We start from the raw sequence: 15,156 nt of genomic DNA, 5'->3' as shown, positions 1-15,156 counted from the left end.
GGCATCAGCGCTCTTGTGCTGTTTGCGATGGCGCGCAGATGTTCGCAATCCGTAAGGAGCTATCCCCCGTGTACCTCTCCCAGCGAGCGACCGGTCAGGTGTTTCGACGTGGCCTGGGCGGCGCCGCCACTGCCGCTGTCGTCGGTAGCACCGCCCTTCTCCTTGCGCAGCCAGCCAGCGCGGTCCCCGATCCGTGTGCAGCCAGCAGCATCGCTCGCACCGTCGGGTCGGTCGGTACCAACACCGGTATCTACCTCGACGCGCACCCCGACACCAACCAGGCGCTGACGACGATCTCGCAGCAGCAGGCGGGGCCCCAATCACTGGTGTCTCTCAAGGCATATTTCGAGGGCAACCCGCAGGCCGGTCAGGATCTGCAAGCGATCCAGCAGCCGCTCACCACCCTGTCCGCCAAGTGCAAACTGCCGGTCTCGCTCCCGCAGTTGTTGGGTCTGCTGCAGGCCGCCCAGCAGAGTGGCGGACTGCCGGCGGGTTTGCCAGGAACCGCCACAGCCGCACAGGCGGTGGCCGGGACGACGGGCACCGCGCCCGTTGTGGGAGCGCCCGTAACGGCGGTACCGACGACACCTGGGTCGGCGTCGGGGCCAGCAGCGACCGGCACTCGTTAGCAAGGGTCACGGACCGGCGCGCCACTCGGGTCACTGACCTGCGGTTTTGCAGTTTCTGGGGATTGCCTTCACGCAAGGCAGGAAAGTGGTCACAGAATCTGCTTAGCTTTCCGGAGTCAGTACGGTGTTTCGTCGTCCTGCGATCCACTCGAGCTGGCCTCTCTACTCCCAATGAAGGAGCCTGACCATGTTGCTCACTGTCCGTCGCGCGTTTGTCGGTGTGATCGGAACCGGCGCGGTTGCCAGTGCGATGCTGTTCGCGGCACCGTCGGCGCTCGCCGACCCGCCACCGAACTGCACCGCCGGCGACCTTGCGCAGGTTGCTGCTGGCGTTTCCGCAGGCACTTCGGTGTACCTGTTCACGCATCCGGACGTCAACGCCTTCTTCACCGGCCTGGAGGGTGCGCCTCGCGACACCGTCCGCAGCCAGGTGCAGGACTACTTGAACGCCAACCCGCAGTACAAGGCTGAACTGACCGCTATCCGTCAGCCGCTGGTCGACCTCAAGAACCGGTGCGGTGACGAGAACGGCGACGGCATCTCGGACGCGCCCGGCGCCTAGTGCCCCTGGTCGGACTGGGGGCACAGTCACCTAGTGGGGGAGACGGGCCCGCGCGTGATGGCGCGGGCCACATGGTGCTCATGGTCGATGACGACGCGGATGTGCGTACCTCCGTTGCTCGGGGGCTGCGCCATTCCGGGTTCGACGTTCGCGTCGCCGCCAACGGCAAAGAAGCACTTCGCCTGTTGTCCAACGAAAGTCACGACGCCCTCGTCCTCGATGTTCAGATGCCTGAGCTGGACGGGGTCGCCGTGGTGACCGCGCTGCGGGCTCTGGGCAACGACATCCCCATCTGTGTGCTGTCGGCTCGTGACACCGTCAACGACCGCATTGCGGGACTCGAGGCCGGCGCCGACGACTACCTCACCAAACCGTTCGATCTGGGCGAACTCGTGGCCCGGCTGCACGCGCTGCTGCGTCGCTCGGCCCACTCCGATGAGCATTCCGATGCGATGACCGTCGGCCCGCTGACCATCGATACCGCCAGGCGTCTGGTGTTCGTCTCAGGCGAGCGGGTCGAGCTGACCAAGCGTGAGTTCGATCTGCTGGCGGTCCTGGCCGAGAACGCCGGTGTGGTGTTGAGTCGACAGCGCCTGCTTGAACTCGTCTGGGGCTATGACTTCGACGTCGACACCAATGTGGCCGACGTTTTCATCAGCTACTTGCGACGCAAGCTTGAACGCGAAGACGTGCCGAGGGTCATCCACACGGTTCGCGGGATCGGGTACGTGCTCCGCGCCGACCCATGAGTTCGTCGATCAAGCCATCCAAGTGGGCATCTCGGCGTAAGCAGCCCAGTGCCTCCCTTCGTACCCGGGTCGCTATCGCTGCCGCCATCGCCGCGGCCGCTGTCGTCGGTGTGCTGGTGGTGCTGACGTCGATCGTTCTCGCGAATAACGATGTGACGCAACTGGATCGGCGGCTCGACGCGATCGTCGACGCGAGTATGCGGCCCGAAGAATTCCAGGATCCGCAACGCGGTGTGCTGTCCACAGGCCGGTCCGCCGGCACCGGTCAGGTGGTGTTCCAGCGCGGATTCCAGCTGCCCCGGCTACCCGAGGGCACCTCGACGGTCACCGTCAACGGCGCCGAGTACCGGGTGCGCACGGTGTCGCAGAACAACTCTCAAGGTGTGCTGCTGGTATCGATCGGTATTCGGGCCGACAGCATTCTGCTCAACCGGGCGCGGATCCCGTTGTACGCCACGATCGGCATCGGTGCGGTACTGATCGCCGGCGGACTTGGCTGGTTGTTGGGTGGCGCAGCCAGTCGGCCGCTTCGCAGGCTCACCGAGCAGACTCGGCGCCTCGGACAGGACGGCACCGAACAGATCGCGCCGGTGCACGGCCTCAAAGAAGCCGAGGACCTGTCCGACGCGATGACCGGAATGATCACCCGGTTGGCCGCCGCTCAGGTGGCCACCACCAACTCACTGCAGGCTGCCCAGGACTTCGCCGCCAACGCCGCCCACGAACTTCGCACCCCGCTGACGGCCATGCGCGCCGACCTGGACACCCTGCGTATCCATAACCTGCCACCGGAGGAACGCGAGGAAGTGGTGGCCGACCTGTCCCGAGCTCAACGCCGGGTCGAGGCGATCATCACCGCGTTGGGGCAGCTGGCTTCCGGGCAGTTGGCCCAGGCTGAGGACCGCGAAAAGATCGATGTCGAAGAGCTTTTGGACCGGGTCGCCCGGGAGAATCAGCGCCCAGGCGGCTCAGTGCAGATCACCGTGCAGGCCGACGGTGCCGGCACCATCCTCGGTTGGCCCGGCGGGCTGCGGCTGGCCGTGGACAATCTGGTGCGCAACGCCATCACCCATGGCGGTGCAACCCTGATCGCCCTCGCGGCGCACCGGCAGGGCACCGAGATGGCGATCGTCGTCGACGATAACGGCCGTGGCCTGCCCGCCGAGGAACACGTCGTCGTGCTGGAGAGGTTCTCCAGGGGCAGTACGGCCACGCAGGGCGGCTCCGGCCTCGGGCTCGCCCTGGTAGCGCAGCAGGCGGTGCTGCATGGCGGGCATATCGAACTGTCGGACGGGCCGCTGGGCGGCCTTCGTGCCACGCTGACGGTGGCGACCGCACCGGAGCCGTCCGTCTAGGTCGGGTTCGCCGTCAGTGTCGGCGCGACGCGCGCACAGCCACGGCCGCACGCCAGCCCAGAAGCAGTACCGCTGTCGCCAGCGAGGCCACGATCACGAACGGCAGCACGACGACCTGGGAACTGATCTTTCGCAACAGCATGCCGACGATCACCGTCGTGACCCAGACGATCACCCCGGTGGGGGCGATCGCCGTCGGTCGCTGCCAGCCCCGTGACAGCAGCCAGCCGGCCGCGGTTCCGGACAGGAATGGCCATGCGGTCGATGCCACCCCGGCGACGGTGATTCCTTCGGCATGGCTGCGGCGGCCGATCGCGCAGAACACCAGCACGCAGGCGATATCGACGGCGAGACTGGTCGCCGCACTGCGGGTGCTGGTGGCTTCGGTAGGTATCACTGTCCGACAGAGTAATTCATGATGTCCAGCACCAGCGGGGAGACCTCCGACTGCTGGCGCGCGGCAAATCCGGGCTGCAGCGGTGCGGGCTGGCCAGTGAACAATTTATCGAGTGCGGACAAGGAGAGCACCCGCTGATCCAATCCGAATGATCTGATGACGAACGGTAAACCGTTGGACGCCAACGGGTCCGGACCATCCATCAGGTGGAAATGCAGATGCGGGGCGTCGGTGTTTCCTGTGTTGCCCAGGGCGGCGAGCTGTTGGCCGGCTTTGAGGTCGTCACCCGGTTTGACAGCGACACTGCCCGTTTTCAGGTGCGCGTAGAACGCGAAATTTCCGTCACCGATGTCCTGGACGACATGGTTACCGCCGTACTGGTCCAGGGGCAGGCCGGTGGGACTGCGGCCCGCGACCTGCTCGGGCAGATTATCGACGACGGCGACCACCTTCCCGTCGGCAACCGCGTGAATCGGCGCGCCGAAATACGGGTAGCTCTCCGGCTTCGTCGGGTCGCTGTTGAACAACCGGAAATCCGGTGTCAGCTGGACGTAATCGATGGCGAATCGCTCTGCGAGATAGATCTTTCCGTTGATGGGGTTAGCGGCCATCCGGTGTGCGGTCGTATCGCAGCAGCTGTTTGCGTCGAGCCAATTGGGTCCGTCCAGCGGCGGGGCGATGGATATCGGCTTGCTGGTCTGCACCTGCACGGGTGCCACCAGCTGGGTCAGGTTGGCGTTGACCAGGCCCGGGATCGGTTTGGCGACGGTGAGCGAGACGGAATGCTCGATCTCGGTAGGAGCCGGCGACCCATTGTCGATGGTGACGTCCAGCCAGATCAGCGCCGAACCGCCAGACGGGATGCGGTTGGTCGGGGTGGCGGAGTTGCCCAGCGCCCGTGTCCAGTACGCCAGATTGTCACCGGAAAGGGTGAGCAGTTTCCGGTCGCCGTCGAGCGCGGTCAGTGAATCGACCGTGACCTCACCTGGCATCGAATTGGTCAACAGCAGCTCGTAGGCGATATGTGTCCTGCCGTCGGTGGCGGGCACCGGAATGGGGTCGGCGGTGGACGAGCCGATCAACGGTGTCACCATCGCGGGTGGCCGCGACGTGGTGGTGCTGTCGGCTTCGGGCGGGGCAGACGACGAGCACGCGGCCACCGTCGCGACCGCCGTCAGTACTGCAGCTGCCTGGACCAGACCTCTGACGAACGGGCGCAACGACATGCGCCGATCCAATCATGAACCTCACCGGACCGGGACGGGTCGGGCATCCTCAGCGGTCGCGTTGCTCGTCGGGGTGCGGCGGGGGAAGCGGCCCCTGCAGCGCGGTATCGCCGGCGTCCGGCGGAGGTTCGGGGTGCGCTGACGGCTCCCGCCCTTCTGATGCGGCGGCGGCGAGGTCGGCTTGCTCCTGCACGTCCGGGTCGACGGTGCTCTCGGTGCGGAACATGAAGAAGAAGATCACCCAGCCGATCGCCGCGATGAAAATCCAGCTGACCAGTCGGTAGATCAGCATCGCCGAGATAGCGGCGGGCAGCGTCATGCCACTGGACACCAGGCCGGGCACCAGCACCGCCTCGACCACCAGCAATCCGCCCGGCATCAGCGGGATGGAGCCGACCGCGCGGGCCGCGGCGTAGGCCACCGTCAGGCTGGCCAGCGACGGTTTACCGCCTGCGGCGTAGGCCGCGAAGGCCAGGCAGGCGACGTCGGCGACCCAGTTGAAGAACGACCAGCCGAAAGCCGTGCTGAGCTGACGTCTGGTCAGGCTGACCGATTCGAGTTGCTCAAGTGTTTCGCGCCATTTGGCCAACCCGGTGTCCGCCGGTTTGCCTCGAATCTGGTTGACCCAGGACAGCACTCGTGCGCCGATACCGTCGATCAGGTCCGGCCGCGACGCCACGGCCTGGGCCAGCAGCAGCAGCGTGACGAAACCGCCGAGGGTGAACAGCAGTGAGAACGGATTGTTTTTCGCGCCGATCAGGAATGCGCCGCCGAGGCCGAGTAACGCCAGGCCGACCACCTGCAGCGCGCCGGACATCACCAGCTGCCAGGACGCGACCACCGGCGAGGCGCCCCAGATACGCTGCTGCCGGTAAATGAAGGTGGCCGAGAGCACCGGCCCGCCCGGCAGCGTGGTGCTCAGGGCGTTGCCCGCATAGAAGGCGGCCTCGGAGCGCAATTGACGTACTCGCACCCCGGCCGACCTGAGCAGTTCCCGCTGGATCTGGGCGAAGCTGTGCATGGACAGCATCGCGGCGAACACCGCGGCCAGCACCCACCACCAGTTCGCGGTCAGCAGGCTTTTCCACGCCTTGGCCAGCTGATCCCAGACCAGCGTGGCCTCGACGGCCAGCACCACGATGGCAAGACCGAAGACCGCCCAGCGCAGCCACCAGTACTTGCTACGAGCCGATCCTTCCTGCTGGCTCATGGCATCGTTGGCCCGCGCGTCGTGGGACACGTGCTTAGGGTAACGGTGCGCGACCCCCGGTTAGTGCAGCCTCGCCCGGGTCGTCGACCGGTCAGGTTGCGTGCCCGGTTAGAGGTTGCCCGGCTAAACGTTGCCCGGCCGCTACGCTGGCCCGATGGCATTGCCCACCGGAGCCGACGATCTTGCTGTCACCCCGCTGATACGCAAGATGGCAGCGTGGGCATGGCGCCTGCTGGTCCTTCTGGCCGCTTTCATCGCATTGCTGTGGGTGGTCGCCAAGGTTGAGTTCATTGTCGTCCCGGTGGCCCTGGCAACCATGCTGGCGGCGCTGCTGGTACCGGTGGTCGACTGGCTGGACCGCCGCGGCGCACCCCGCGGTGGTGCGGTGGCGCTGGTGCTGCTCGGTAGCTTCGCGACCCTCGGCGGGATTTTGACATTCGTTGTCAGCCAATTCATTTCGGGCCTACCGGGCCTCGTCGAACAGGTCACCCACAGCATCGACTCGCTGCAGACCTGGCTCGTCGAAGGGCCGGCCCACCTCAGCCGCGAACAGATCGAACACGCAGGTGATTCGGCGGTCAAGGCGCTGCAGGACAATCAGGAAAAGCTGACCAGCGGTGCCCTGTCGACGGCGTCGACGGTGACCGAGATCGTCACCGGCGCCCTGCTGGTGTTTTTCACGCTGATCTTCTTTCTGCACGGTGGACGCAATATCTGGGATTTCGTCACCAAGGTCTTCCCCTCCGATGTGCGGGTGCGGATCACCGATGCGGGCCGGGCCGGGTTTCACTCCCTGATCGGCTATGTACGGGCGACGTTCGTGGTGGCCCTGGTCGACGCCGTCGGTATCGGCACCGGCCTGGCGATCATGGGTGTACCGCTGGCGTTGCCGCTGGCGTCGCTGGTGTTCCTGGGTGCCTTCATCCCGCTGGTAGGTGCGATCGTCACCGGATTCCTCGCCGTCATCGTCGCCCTGCTGACCAAGGGTGCGGTGGTCGCGTTGATCACCCTGGGTCTGATCGTCGCCGTACAGCAGCTGGAAGCGCATATTCTTCAGCCCCTGGTGATGGGTCGTGCAGTATCGCTGCATCCGTTGGCCGTGGTGCTCGGTATCGCCGGCGGCGGCGTTCTCGCGGGCATCGTGGGGGCGCTCCTGGCGGTCCCGATCATCGCGTTCGTCAACAGCGCGCTGCGGGTGCTGCTGGCCGATGACCCTGCCGCCGAAGAAGCGAAACAGATAGCGGAGGACGGACCAGTCATCTCCGCCGACGCCGACGTGGTCGACTCCGGCAGAGACGGCTAAAGCACACCGCGCGTATTAAATACGGCCTTCGCGGCGCAGCAGATCCTGTGCGCTGACCCCGCCACCGCCACGACGGGTCGGCTTGTCATCACCCTCGCCCTGGGGCGCTGGACCCTCGCCGCGGTCGGGGCGCGAGTTCAGCTTCTCGGTAGCGGCCTCGGTGTCCTTGGCCCGTGGGTTCGCGACGGGGATGGCCCTGGTGGCGGCCTCCGGTGTCGCGTCGTTGTCCTCGGTATGGGTGCCGTTGGGACGTGCCACCGGGATCGCCGTCGTCTTATCCGCAGGCGACTCACCAGTGGGTGCCGGATTCATCGACCGGGTTGGGTCCGATGACGGTTGTGAATGTGGTTGCGGTGCAGCACTACCCGGCTTCCCGCGCAGTTCGCCGAGCCATGATTCGATCTCCCGCTCGGCGTTGGCGGGTGGGGCCTGGCGGTGCGTGGCGGCGGTGGCCGCCCCGGCCGCGGTGGTGACCGCGTTGCGCACGGCGCTCTTCGCCGAGGAGAACCGGGTCGTCGGCGCCTCACTATCGGCGTCGGGAGCAGCGGCCGTCGGGATCCGGGTGGTGCCCGCACCGGACGGGAGTTCCTGCGGCGGACGAATCCGAGCCGGCGTCGCCCTGGGGCGCGGTGCCCCTTCGGCGCCGGGATGGGTCGGGTCGTGCGGGCGGGCCCGGTCGGGTACCGGCGCGCCGGCACCGACGAGAGCTGCGTCAGCTTCGTCTTCAGGGGCCTGGGTCATCGGCCGCTTGCGCTCATCGGGGAGGTGGGTCTCGCCGAGGCCGATCTTGACCTGCAGTCGCTTCATCCACCGCGGTGCCCACCAGCAGTCGTCGCCGAGCATCTTCATGATCGCCGGCACCAGGAACATCCGGACGATCGTGGCATCCAGGAGCAGCGCGATGAGCAGGCCGAAGGCCAGGTACTTCATCATCACCAGATCGGAGAACACGAACGCCCCGGCAACCACTGCCAGCACCAGCGCGGCAGCGGTGATCAACCGGCCGGTGGTGGCCGTACCGATCCGGATGGCCTCGGTGGTGGACATCCCGCGTTCGCGGGCCTCGACCATTCGGGAGACCAGGAACACTTCATAGTCCGTCGACAAGCCATAGATCACCGCGATGATCAGGCCGATCATCGGCGCCATCAATGGCTGCGGCGTGTAGTTCATCAGCCCGGAACCGTGCCCGTCGACGAACATCCAGGTGAGCACGCCCATCGTCGACCCGAGGGTGAGCGCGCTCATCAACGCGGCCTTGATCGGCAACACCAGCGATCCGAACGCCAGGAACATCAGGATCGTCGTCGTGGTGATCAGCAGGACCACCATCAGCGGCAGCTTGTCGAACAGGCTGTGAATACTGTCCTGTTCCAGCGCCGGGGTGCCGCCGACGGAAATCGTGATCCCACGCGGGGGCGGGATCGCGCGCAGCTCCGCCAGCTTCTTGGCCGCCTCGTTGCGCACGACCAGGCCGTTCTGGATCACCCGGATCGACGGATCCTTCGACGCGCCATCGAGGTAGGAACGTTCCTGCCACATGCTGTCGGGATTGTTGTTGGGGTCGGTGAACCCTGAGATCTGCATGGCCCGGTTGCGGACCTCGGCGATCTGCTGGTCGGTGACCGGCTGGCCGTTCGTGCTCTCCAGGACCAGGGTCAGCGGTTCGGTGCGGAAGCCGGGGAAGACGTTGTCGAACTCCTCCTGCGCCTGGCGGACCGAGTTGTTCGGTGGCAGATACTTCTCGCTGATACCGCCGAGTGCGAGCTGCCCCAGCGGGATGATCAGCACGATCATGAAGACCACAATCGGAGCGGCAAACACGATCGGCCGCTTCATCACCCGGTTGACGAGCTTGCCCCAGAAACCCTTCTCGACCTCGGCGCGGGTTTTGGTCTTCTGCGTCTTATCGGCCAGCCACGTCAGCCACAGTCGCATCGGCTTCCAGTTGCGGAAGAAGGGCACCCGCAGCAGTGTGCGGACCCCGAGCGCATCGACGTTGGGTCCGAGGATGCCGAGGATGGCGGGTAGCACGGTGATCGACAGGATCGCCGCGAGCATGACCGACGCGATGATCGCGTAGGTGATCGACTTCAGGAATCCCTGCGGGAACAGCAGCAGCGGTACCGAGGAGGCCACGATGATGACAGCGGAGAACATCACTGTCCGGCCCGAGGTCATCACGGTGCGGCGCACGGATGCCTCGGTGTCATAACCCTCGGCCAGCTCTTCTCGGAACCGGCTGACGATGAACAGGCCGTAGTCGATCGCGATGCCGAGCCCGATCAGCGTCACCACCGGCTGGGCGAAGAAGTGCACGGGCGCAAAGTCGGCGACCAGGCGCATGATGCCCAGCGCCGCTGCGATCGACAATCCACCGATGAGGGCGGGCAGGATGGCTGCGACGACACCGCCGAAGACGAAGAACAACAGGACCGCCACCAGCGGGATGGCCGCAATCTCAGCGCGCTGCTGATCCTTGCCGATGGTCCCGGTCAGCTGCTCGGCCAGTGGCTGCAGGCCAGCGAGCTTGACGTCGACGCCGGGGACATTGAAGTCGTCTTTGACCTCTTTGTAGTTGTTCAGGATGGTGTCGTCGTTATCGCCCTTGAGCTGGATCGACATGAACGCATGCTGTTTATCGGCATCGGACATGTTCTTGAGAATCTCGGGGCTCTTGAAATAGCCGATGGATCGCAGAATCTGGTCGGGGTGGTCCTTCTCGACCTCCGCCAGGTTGTCCAGGACCTTCTTCTGGAACGCGGGGTCGTCGACAGTCTTGCCCTCAGGCGCCGTATAAATGGCGATGATATGGCTGGACGTGTCACGCCCGTATGCCTCGTCACCGACGATCGACGCGTGGACCGACTGGCTGCCCTCGTCGTAGAAACCACTCTGCGTGACGTGCTTACCGAGGCTCATGCCATAGATGCCACCACCGAGGCACGCCGCGACCATGACCGCAATCACAATCCATCGGTATCGGTACACCGTCCGACCCCACCAGGCGAACACGTAAGCTCCTAACCGTCAAAAAGTCCTTTGCGACCCGCTGCGCATGGCTCTGAAGTTTTCTTAAATCCGTTGTACTCAGGCCCGGGACGCCAGCAGCGCCGAGAGTGGCCGGAACGGCTGTAGCCAGGCACCCTGCTCTGGTAGCGAATCTAGGCCGATTCGCGGGAGCGGTTCCCGGAACACACCAGGAATATCTTCCAGGTCGACAAACTCCAAGGTATCCGACGCTAATGCCCAGCTGGCATGTTCGCGAAATCCGAGCACCTGAACAGGGGTGCCGTCGTCGCGGGCAATTTCCTCCAGCGGTAGCCGGAACGCCTGCCCATCGGCCGACGCCACCAACAAGCCCGCCAGACCCTCACTGCGGCGCTGCGCAATGTGGTTGAGCATGTCGGCGTCGACGTCGCTGTCGTCGTCGACCTTTGGTTTAGCGAATACCGCGAAACCAACGTTACGGAGTGCCTCCACCCATGGCCGGACGACGTCTGCGCTGCCCGGGGCGATATTGGTGAAAACGGTGGCTTCCGGCTCCAGCGAAAACGGGGTCGGATCATCGGGGGTGGGTTGCGAGAGATCCGCCGTGCGGGCCAGCAACCAGCGGCCCAGCGCGTCGAACCGGGGGCGGTGTGCCGCGGTGGGTCTGCCGCCGAGGATCGAGCCGAGACCCATATCAAGGTTGGGGGCGTCCCACACCAGCAGGACGCGACGGGTGCGCAGCGTGACCGGAGTCACGTCCTGGTCGTCGGTTTCGGATGCGGTGTCGCCGATCAGATCCACGGTCATGACCGCTCCCACAGGAGTTCGGCGACGGCGCTGCCCGCGTGGTGTGCCTTCGACTCGTATTTGGTGGTGGGCCGCTCGATGGACACGGGCAACACCGCACCTGGGGAGATGCGTCGCAGGTGGGGGTCGGCGTCCCCGGCTTCGGCGATCTGCCCCGCGTAGTGCGCGTCGTCGGTCGCGGCGTGCAGCACTCCGCCGGGACGCAGTCGGTTGGCGATCAGGGCGATGGTGGCCGGTTGCAGCAGGCGGCGCTTGTGGTGGCGCGATTTCGGCCACGGATCAGGGAAGAACACCCGCACCCCGGTCAGGGACCCCGGCGCGAACATGTGCTCCAGGACATCGAGACCGTCGCCGCGGATCAGCCGGATGTTCTCGACCCCGTCCCGGTCGATCGCCGAGAGCAGCTGGGCCAGACCACGGCGGTACACCTCGACAGCGACGGTGTTGATATCCGGTTCGGTCTTGGCCATCGCCAGAGTGGAGGTGCCCGTGCCGGAGCCGATTTCCAGGATCACCGGTGCTGACCGCCCGAACCAGGCCGCGGTATCGAGCAGTTCGGCGGGCCGGTCGGGTAACCGGGCCTGCGTGCCGAGGCGTGGCCACAGCCGATCCCAGGTGTCCTGCTGGGCGTCATTCAGGCTCGATCGTCTCGATCGAAAACTGGTCACTCGGGGGTAGAGGTGCGCGTCGGTTGGCTCGTCGGGTTCGGCGGACAGCTCCGCAGACCCCGACCCACGATGCGCATACATGTGTCAATGGTCGCTCATCAACCCGAATCGACCCGCATCGTGGTGCAGATTGATACCCAACAGTTGCACTTAGTGCCGGTCACAGCGCCTGGTTGTCCCCAGGATGGGGCTGTCGTGGCTCGCGCCGGTGGGGGTCGGATGCCACCATGGCTGGACATGAAGGTCCGACATCACCGGACGGGTCAGCAGATGTTCGCCGAGGCGCTGGCTGATCGCGCCTCCGCTTCAGGCCATCCGGCTTCAGGACACCCGGCCGGCCGCCGGTGGGCAGTCCTGGCCGCCAGGGTCACCGCACCGCTGGGCGTGAGGGTGCATGGCCGCGCCGGCGTCGGGGTCCGCACGGTGCGGACCGCGCTGGCGGCCGCGGGGCTCTCAGGTGCGGGGATGGACATCGTCGAGACCGAGGCTGATATCGACGTCCTGGTGGTCGCCGAGGTCGCCAAACCCGAGGATGTGGCGACGGGTTGCACGCTGGCCGTCCTCAACAAGGCCGATCTGACCGGCTTCGGCCCCGGGGGACCACTCATCGCCGCGCACCGCCGCAGCGCGACGCTGGCGCAGCGGCTCGGCGCACCCACCGAGCCGATGGTCGGGCTGCTCGCGGTGGCGGCCCTGGATCCGGCCGTCCTTGATGAGCACCTCGTCTCCGCGCTGGCCGTGCTCGTCGACGAACCCGCCGACCTGCGCTCACCCGATGGTTTCGTCACGTGTGCGCATTCGTTGCCCCGAGAGATCCGGCACCGGCTCATCGAAGCCCTTGATCTCTTTGGTGTCGCGCACGGCGTCGTCACGTTGCGACGGGAGCGATGCGGCGGCGCGCCGGATGTGCGGGCGGCGCTGCGGCGGGTCAGCCGGATTGACGACGTGACCGCGCGGATCGACGTCATCGCTGCCGACGCCAGATATCGCCGGGTGCTCGGTGTGGTCGACGAGCTGGGTCTACTGGCGGCCACCGACGACGACGTCGCCGCCTTCCTGACCGCCGACGACACCGTGCTGGCCCTGATGACCGCGGCGGTGGACGTGATCGAGGGTGCGGGCCTGCGCGTGGATCCGGCCGATGATGTTGTGGCGCATCTGCGTAGGGCGGTGCACTGGCGCGACCTCGCCGCGGGTCCACTCGGCGTGCTGCACCGACGCTGCGCTGCGGATATCGCCAGGGGATCGTTGCGGCTGCTGTCTTCTGCGTCTGGTTGGGCTGCGTCTGGTTGGGCACCGTGACGGAACAGGATCCCGGTGGCGCGGTCGATGCGCTGGTGGCCGAACTCGCACCGGAGGTCCGGGCGCCCGCGGTGCGTCGTCGCGATGCCGTGCTGGTCGTGGGGCCCTGGCTTTCTGGCTCGTCGAGTGTGCTCACCGCGCTGCGAAAGTGCTTACCGGAGCACACTTTCGTCGAATCTGACGAACTCGGCAACGGTGAAGTCCCCGTCACTGTGGTGTTCGTGGCATCGGCGGTCGCACCGTTGACCGAATCTGATTGCGCGCTCCTGGACACCGCCGCCGCGCATACCGATCTGGTGCTCGGTGTGGTAGCCAAAATCGATGTGCACCGACGCTGGCGTGATGTGCTCGACGACGACCGGCGGATCCTGACCGCGTACCGCAGCCGCTATGCCGCCGTGCCATGGGTAGGGGTGGCCGCGGCACCCGAACTGGGCGATGTCGCGATTGACGAGCTCGTCGATGTGCTCAGCACAGGGCTGGTCGGCGATCAGCTATCGCGACGGAACAGGTTGCGGGCGTGGGAATCTCGGCTCGGAGCCGAGATCCGGCACTACGACAGCTCGGCACAGAGTGTGGGCAGAGACGCCCGGGTGGCGAAGCTTCGGGAAAGCCGCGTCGAGGTGGCCCGCCAGCGCCGAACGGCCAAGACAGAGCGTGCGATCACCCTGCGCAGCCAGATCCAGCAGGCGCGCGTGCAGTTGTCCTACTTCGCCAGAACTCGGTGCAGCTCGGTGCGGTCTGAGTTGCAGGAGGACATCGCGGGACTGACCCGGCGCACGATGCCCAGCTTCCCGACCTATGTCGAACGGCGGGCCGTCGAGGTGGTGGGTGAAGTCAACGAAGGTATCACCGAGCACCTCGCCGATATCGCCAATCAGCATGTCTTTCAGGGTGATTCATCGCTCCCGGCGGCCGGTGCCGGGGTATCTGTCGGTACGCCGCCGCTGAAATCGCGCCGTGTCGAAACCCGGCTGATGATGTTGCTCGGCGCCGGTTTCGGCCTGGGGGTGGCGTTGACGCTGAGCCGGATCTTCGCCGATCTGGCTCCGGGATTGACCGCGGTCGGTGCCCTCGTCTGTGTTGTGGTCGGTCTGGCTGTCACGGTGTGGGTGGTCGGGATGCGGGGCCTGTTGCACGATCGCGCGGTGTTGGACCGCTGGGTTTCCGATGTCACCGCGACCCTGCGCGCGACGGTGGATCAGGTAGTGGCCACTCGGGTGCTGGCCGCGGAGACATCGCTGACCGTCGACCTGGCCGAGCAGGAGGAGGCCCGCGATGTGGCGCTGGCCGGTCAGCTTCGGCTCATCGATGCCGAGTTACGTGAGCATGCGATGGCCGGGGCCCGCGCGAGCGCGGTCAGGGACCGTCAGGTGCCGGTGGTCCAGCGCGCACTCGATGCCGTGCGCGCCGAACTCGGCGAATGAACTCCAAATGATCAGGAGAAGCCGAGCACGAATGACCCCAACGGTCCTACGCTTGGCGGATGAGCCGGAGTTCGCTGCGCACACGCGTCGATGTCGAGGACTGGCTTGATGAGGACCTACCCAGCGCTGTCCACCGTCTCTGGGTGATCGTGCCTGACCTGATCGCGTCCGAGGGGCGGCCAGACGGTTACCCGTCGGTAGCTAGCGACACTGGACTCGGCGATGTCGAAGCCGGCCGCCTGCGCACCGTTGGAACCGGTGATGACGAATTACGCGACGAATTAGTGGGGGATAACGGTATTTCGATGGGATTTCGACTTTGACAGAACAATCTGAATCGATGAACACCCCAGTTGGGGGTTTCTGAATCGTTCTTGTGAGTCAACGGACATAGCCTGGATTTACCACGGGTATGTCACCCGCGTTAACCTCTAACAAGACACGGCCACGGCCACCATCTGTGAAGATCCTGAAGGTGGAATATGGTCTGCGTGCTTGGCGGGGAACCCCTCGGAAATTCGGGTAGGAGA

The 15,156-nt window shown here is 65.9% G+C and carries 14 protein-coding genes; 8 read left to right on the top strand and 6 right to left on the bottom strand.

Annotation, left to right across the window (positions count from 1 at the left end; genetic code table 11):
• Positions 1-38: 38 nt before the first annotated feature.
• The 4 genes from ADBZ9O_RS31245 to ADBZ9O_RS31230 all read left to right on the top strand — a co-directional run bounded on the left by ADBZ9O_RS31245 (position 39) and on the right by ADBZ9O_RS31230 (position 3,295).
• A complete protein-coding gene (locus tag ADBZ9O_RS31245) occupies positions 39-629 on the top strand; it encodes a hemophore (RefSeq protein WP_526527378.1) in 591 nt (196 codons plus the stop codon).
• Positions 630-816: 187 nt separating this feature from the next.
• The gene (locus ADBZ9O_RS31240; protein ID WP_526527377.1) at positions 817-1,191 is read left to right on the top strand and encodes a hemophore-related protein; all 375 of its coding nucleotides are present in this window, start codon (positions 817-819) and stop codon (positions 1,189-1,191) included.
• A gap of 71 nt (positions 1,192-1,262) precedes the next feature.
• On the top strand, positions 1,263-1,940 hold the full coding sequence (locus ADBZ9O_RS31235) for a response regulator transcription factor (protein ID WP_526527376.1): 678 nt from the start codon (positions 1,263-1,265) through the stop codon (positions 1,938-1,940).
• Entirely contained in the window at positions 1,937-3,295 is a 1,359-nt protein-coding gene (locus tag ADBZ9O_RS31230) for a sensor histidine kinase (protein WP_526527375.1), read from the top strand. Before ADBZ9O_RS31235 ends, ADBZ9O_RS31230 begins: the two co-directional genes overlap by 4 nt.
• Before the next feature lie 13 nt (positions 3,296-3,308).
• On the opposite strand, the gene ADBZ9O_RS31225 is transcribed toward ADBZ9O_RS31230, so the two are convergent.
• The 3 genes from ADBZ9O_RS31225 to ADBZ9O_RS31215 are packed head-to-tail and all read right to left on the bottom strand — an operon-like array spanning position 3,309 to position 6,128.
• On the bottom strand, positions 3,309-3,689 hold the full coding sequence (locus ADBZ9O_RS31225; protein WP_526533712.1) for a DUF3054 family protein: 381 nt from the start codon (positions 3,687-3,689) through the stop codon (positions 3,309-3,311).
• Positions 3,689-4,918: a M23 family metallopeptidase gene (locus ADBZ9O_RS31220; protein WP_526527374.1), complete on the bottom strand. Its 1,230-nt coding sequence runs from the start codon at positions 4,916-4,918 to the stop codon at positions 3,689-3,691. Before ADBZ9O_RS31220 ends, ADBZ9O_RS31225 begins: the two co-directional genes overlap by 1 nt.
• 49 nt (positions 4,919-4,967) lie before the next feature.
• The gene (locus ADBZ9O_RS31215) at positions 4,968-6,128 is read right to left on the bottom strand and encodes a lysylphosphatidylglycerol synthase transmembrane domain-containing protein (RefSeq protein ID WP_526533710.1); all 1,161 of its coding nucleotides are present in this window, start codon (positions 6,126-6,128) and stop codon (positions 4,968-4,970) included.
• 154 nt (positions 6,129-6,282) lie between these two features.
• Between ADBZ9O_RS31215 and ADBZ9O_RS31210 the strand changes: the two genes are divergently transcribed.
• Positions 6,283-7,431, top strand: coding sequence for an AI-2E family transporter (locus ADBZ9O_RS31210; protein WP_526527373.1), 1,149 nt, complete (start codon positions 6,283-6,285; stop codon positions 7,429-7,431).
• Positions 7,432-7,446: 15 nt separating this feature from the next.
• Here ADBZ9O_RS31210 and mmpL3 read toward each other — a convergent pair whose 3' ends face one another.
• The 3 genes from mmpL3 to trmB all read right to left on the bottom strand — a co-directional run bounded on the left by mmpL3 (position 7,447) and on the right by trmB (position 11,978).
• Positions 7,447-10,446, bottom strand: coding sequence for a trehalose monomycolate exporter MmpL3 (mmpL3, locus tag ADBZ9O_RS31205; RefSeq protein WP_526527372.1), 3,000 nt, complete (start codon positions 10,444-10,446; stop codon positions 7,447-7,449).
• 75 nt (positions 10,447-10,521) lie between these two features.
• On the bottom strand, positions 10,522-11,229 hold the full coding sequence (locus tag ADBZ9O_RS31200; protein WP_526527371.1) for an NYN domain-containing protein: 708 nt from the start codon (positions 11,227-11,229) through the stop codon (positions 10,522-10,524).
• Complete coding sequence (trmB, locus tag ADBZ9O_RS31195) at positions 11,226-11,978, bottom strand: tRNA (guanosine(46)-N7)-methyltransferase TrmB (protein ID WP_526527370.1); 753 nt, start codon at positions 11,976-11,978, stop codon at positions 11,226-11,228. The genes ADBZ9O_RS31200 and trmB overlap by 4 nt, the downstream gene beginning before the upstream one ends.
• A 156-nt stretch (positions 11,979-12,134) precedes the next feature.
• On the opposite strand from trmB, the gene ADBZ9O_RS31190 reads away from it, so the two are divergent.
• The 3 genes from ADBZ9O_RS31190 to ADBZ9O_RS31180 are packed head-to-tail and all read left to right on the top strand — an operon-like array spanning position 12,135 to position 14,949.
• Positions 12,135-13,199, top strand: a complete 1,065-nt coding sequence (locus ADBZ9O_RS31190; protein WP_526527369.1) for a hypothetical protein — start codon at positions 12,135-12,137, stop codon at positions 13,197-13,199.
• Positions 13,196-14,626 (top strand): hypothetical protein, encoded by a 1,431-nt coding sequence (locus tag ADBZ9O_RS31185; RefSeq protein WP_526527368.1) that lies wholly within the window; start codon positions 13,196-13,198, stop codon positions 14,624-14,626. The genes ADBZ9O_RS31190 and ADBZ9O_RS31185 overlap by 4 nt, the downstream gene beginning before the upstream one ends.
• Before the next feature lie 59 nt (positions 14,627-14,685).
• On the top strand, positions 14,686-14,949 hold the full coding sequence (locus ADBZ9O_RS31180) for a hypothetical protein (RefSeq protein ID WP_526527367.1): 264 nt from the start codon (positions 14,686-14,688) through the stop codon (positions 14,947-14,949).
• Positions 14,950-15,156: the final 207 nt, after the last annotated feature.

It is taken from the genome of Mycobacterium sp. (genome assembly GCF_965229105.1).
Taxonomy (GTDB): domain Bacteria; phylum Actinomycetota; class Actinomycetes; order Mycobacteriales; family Mycobacteriaceae; genus Mycobacterium.
Note: the sequence above shows the minus strand (reverse complement) of the source record. Positions and strands in the feature narration are given on the sequence as shown.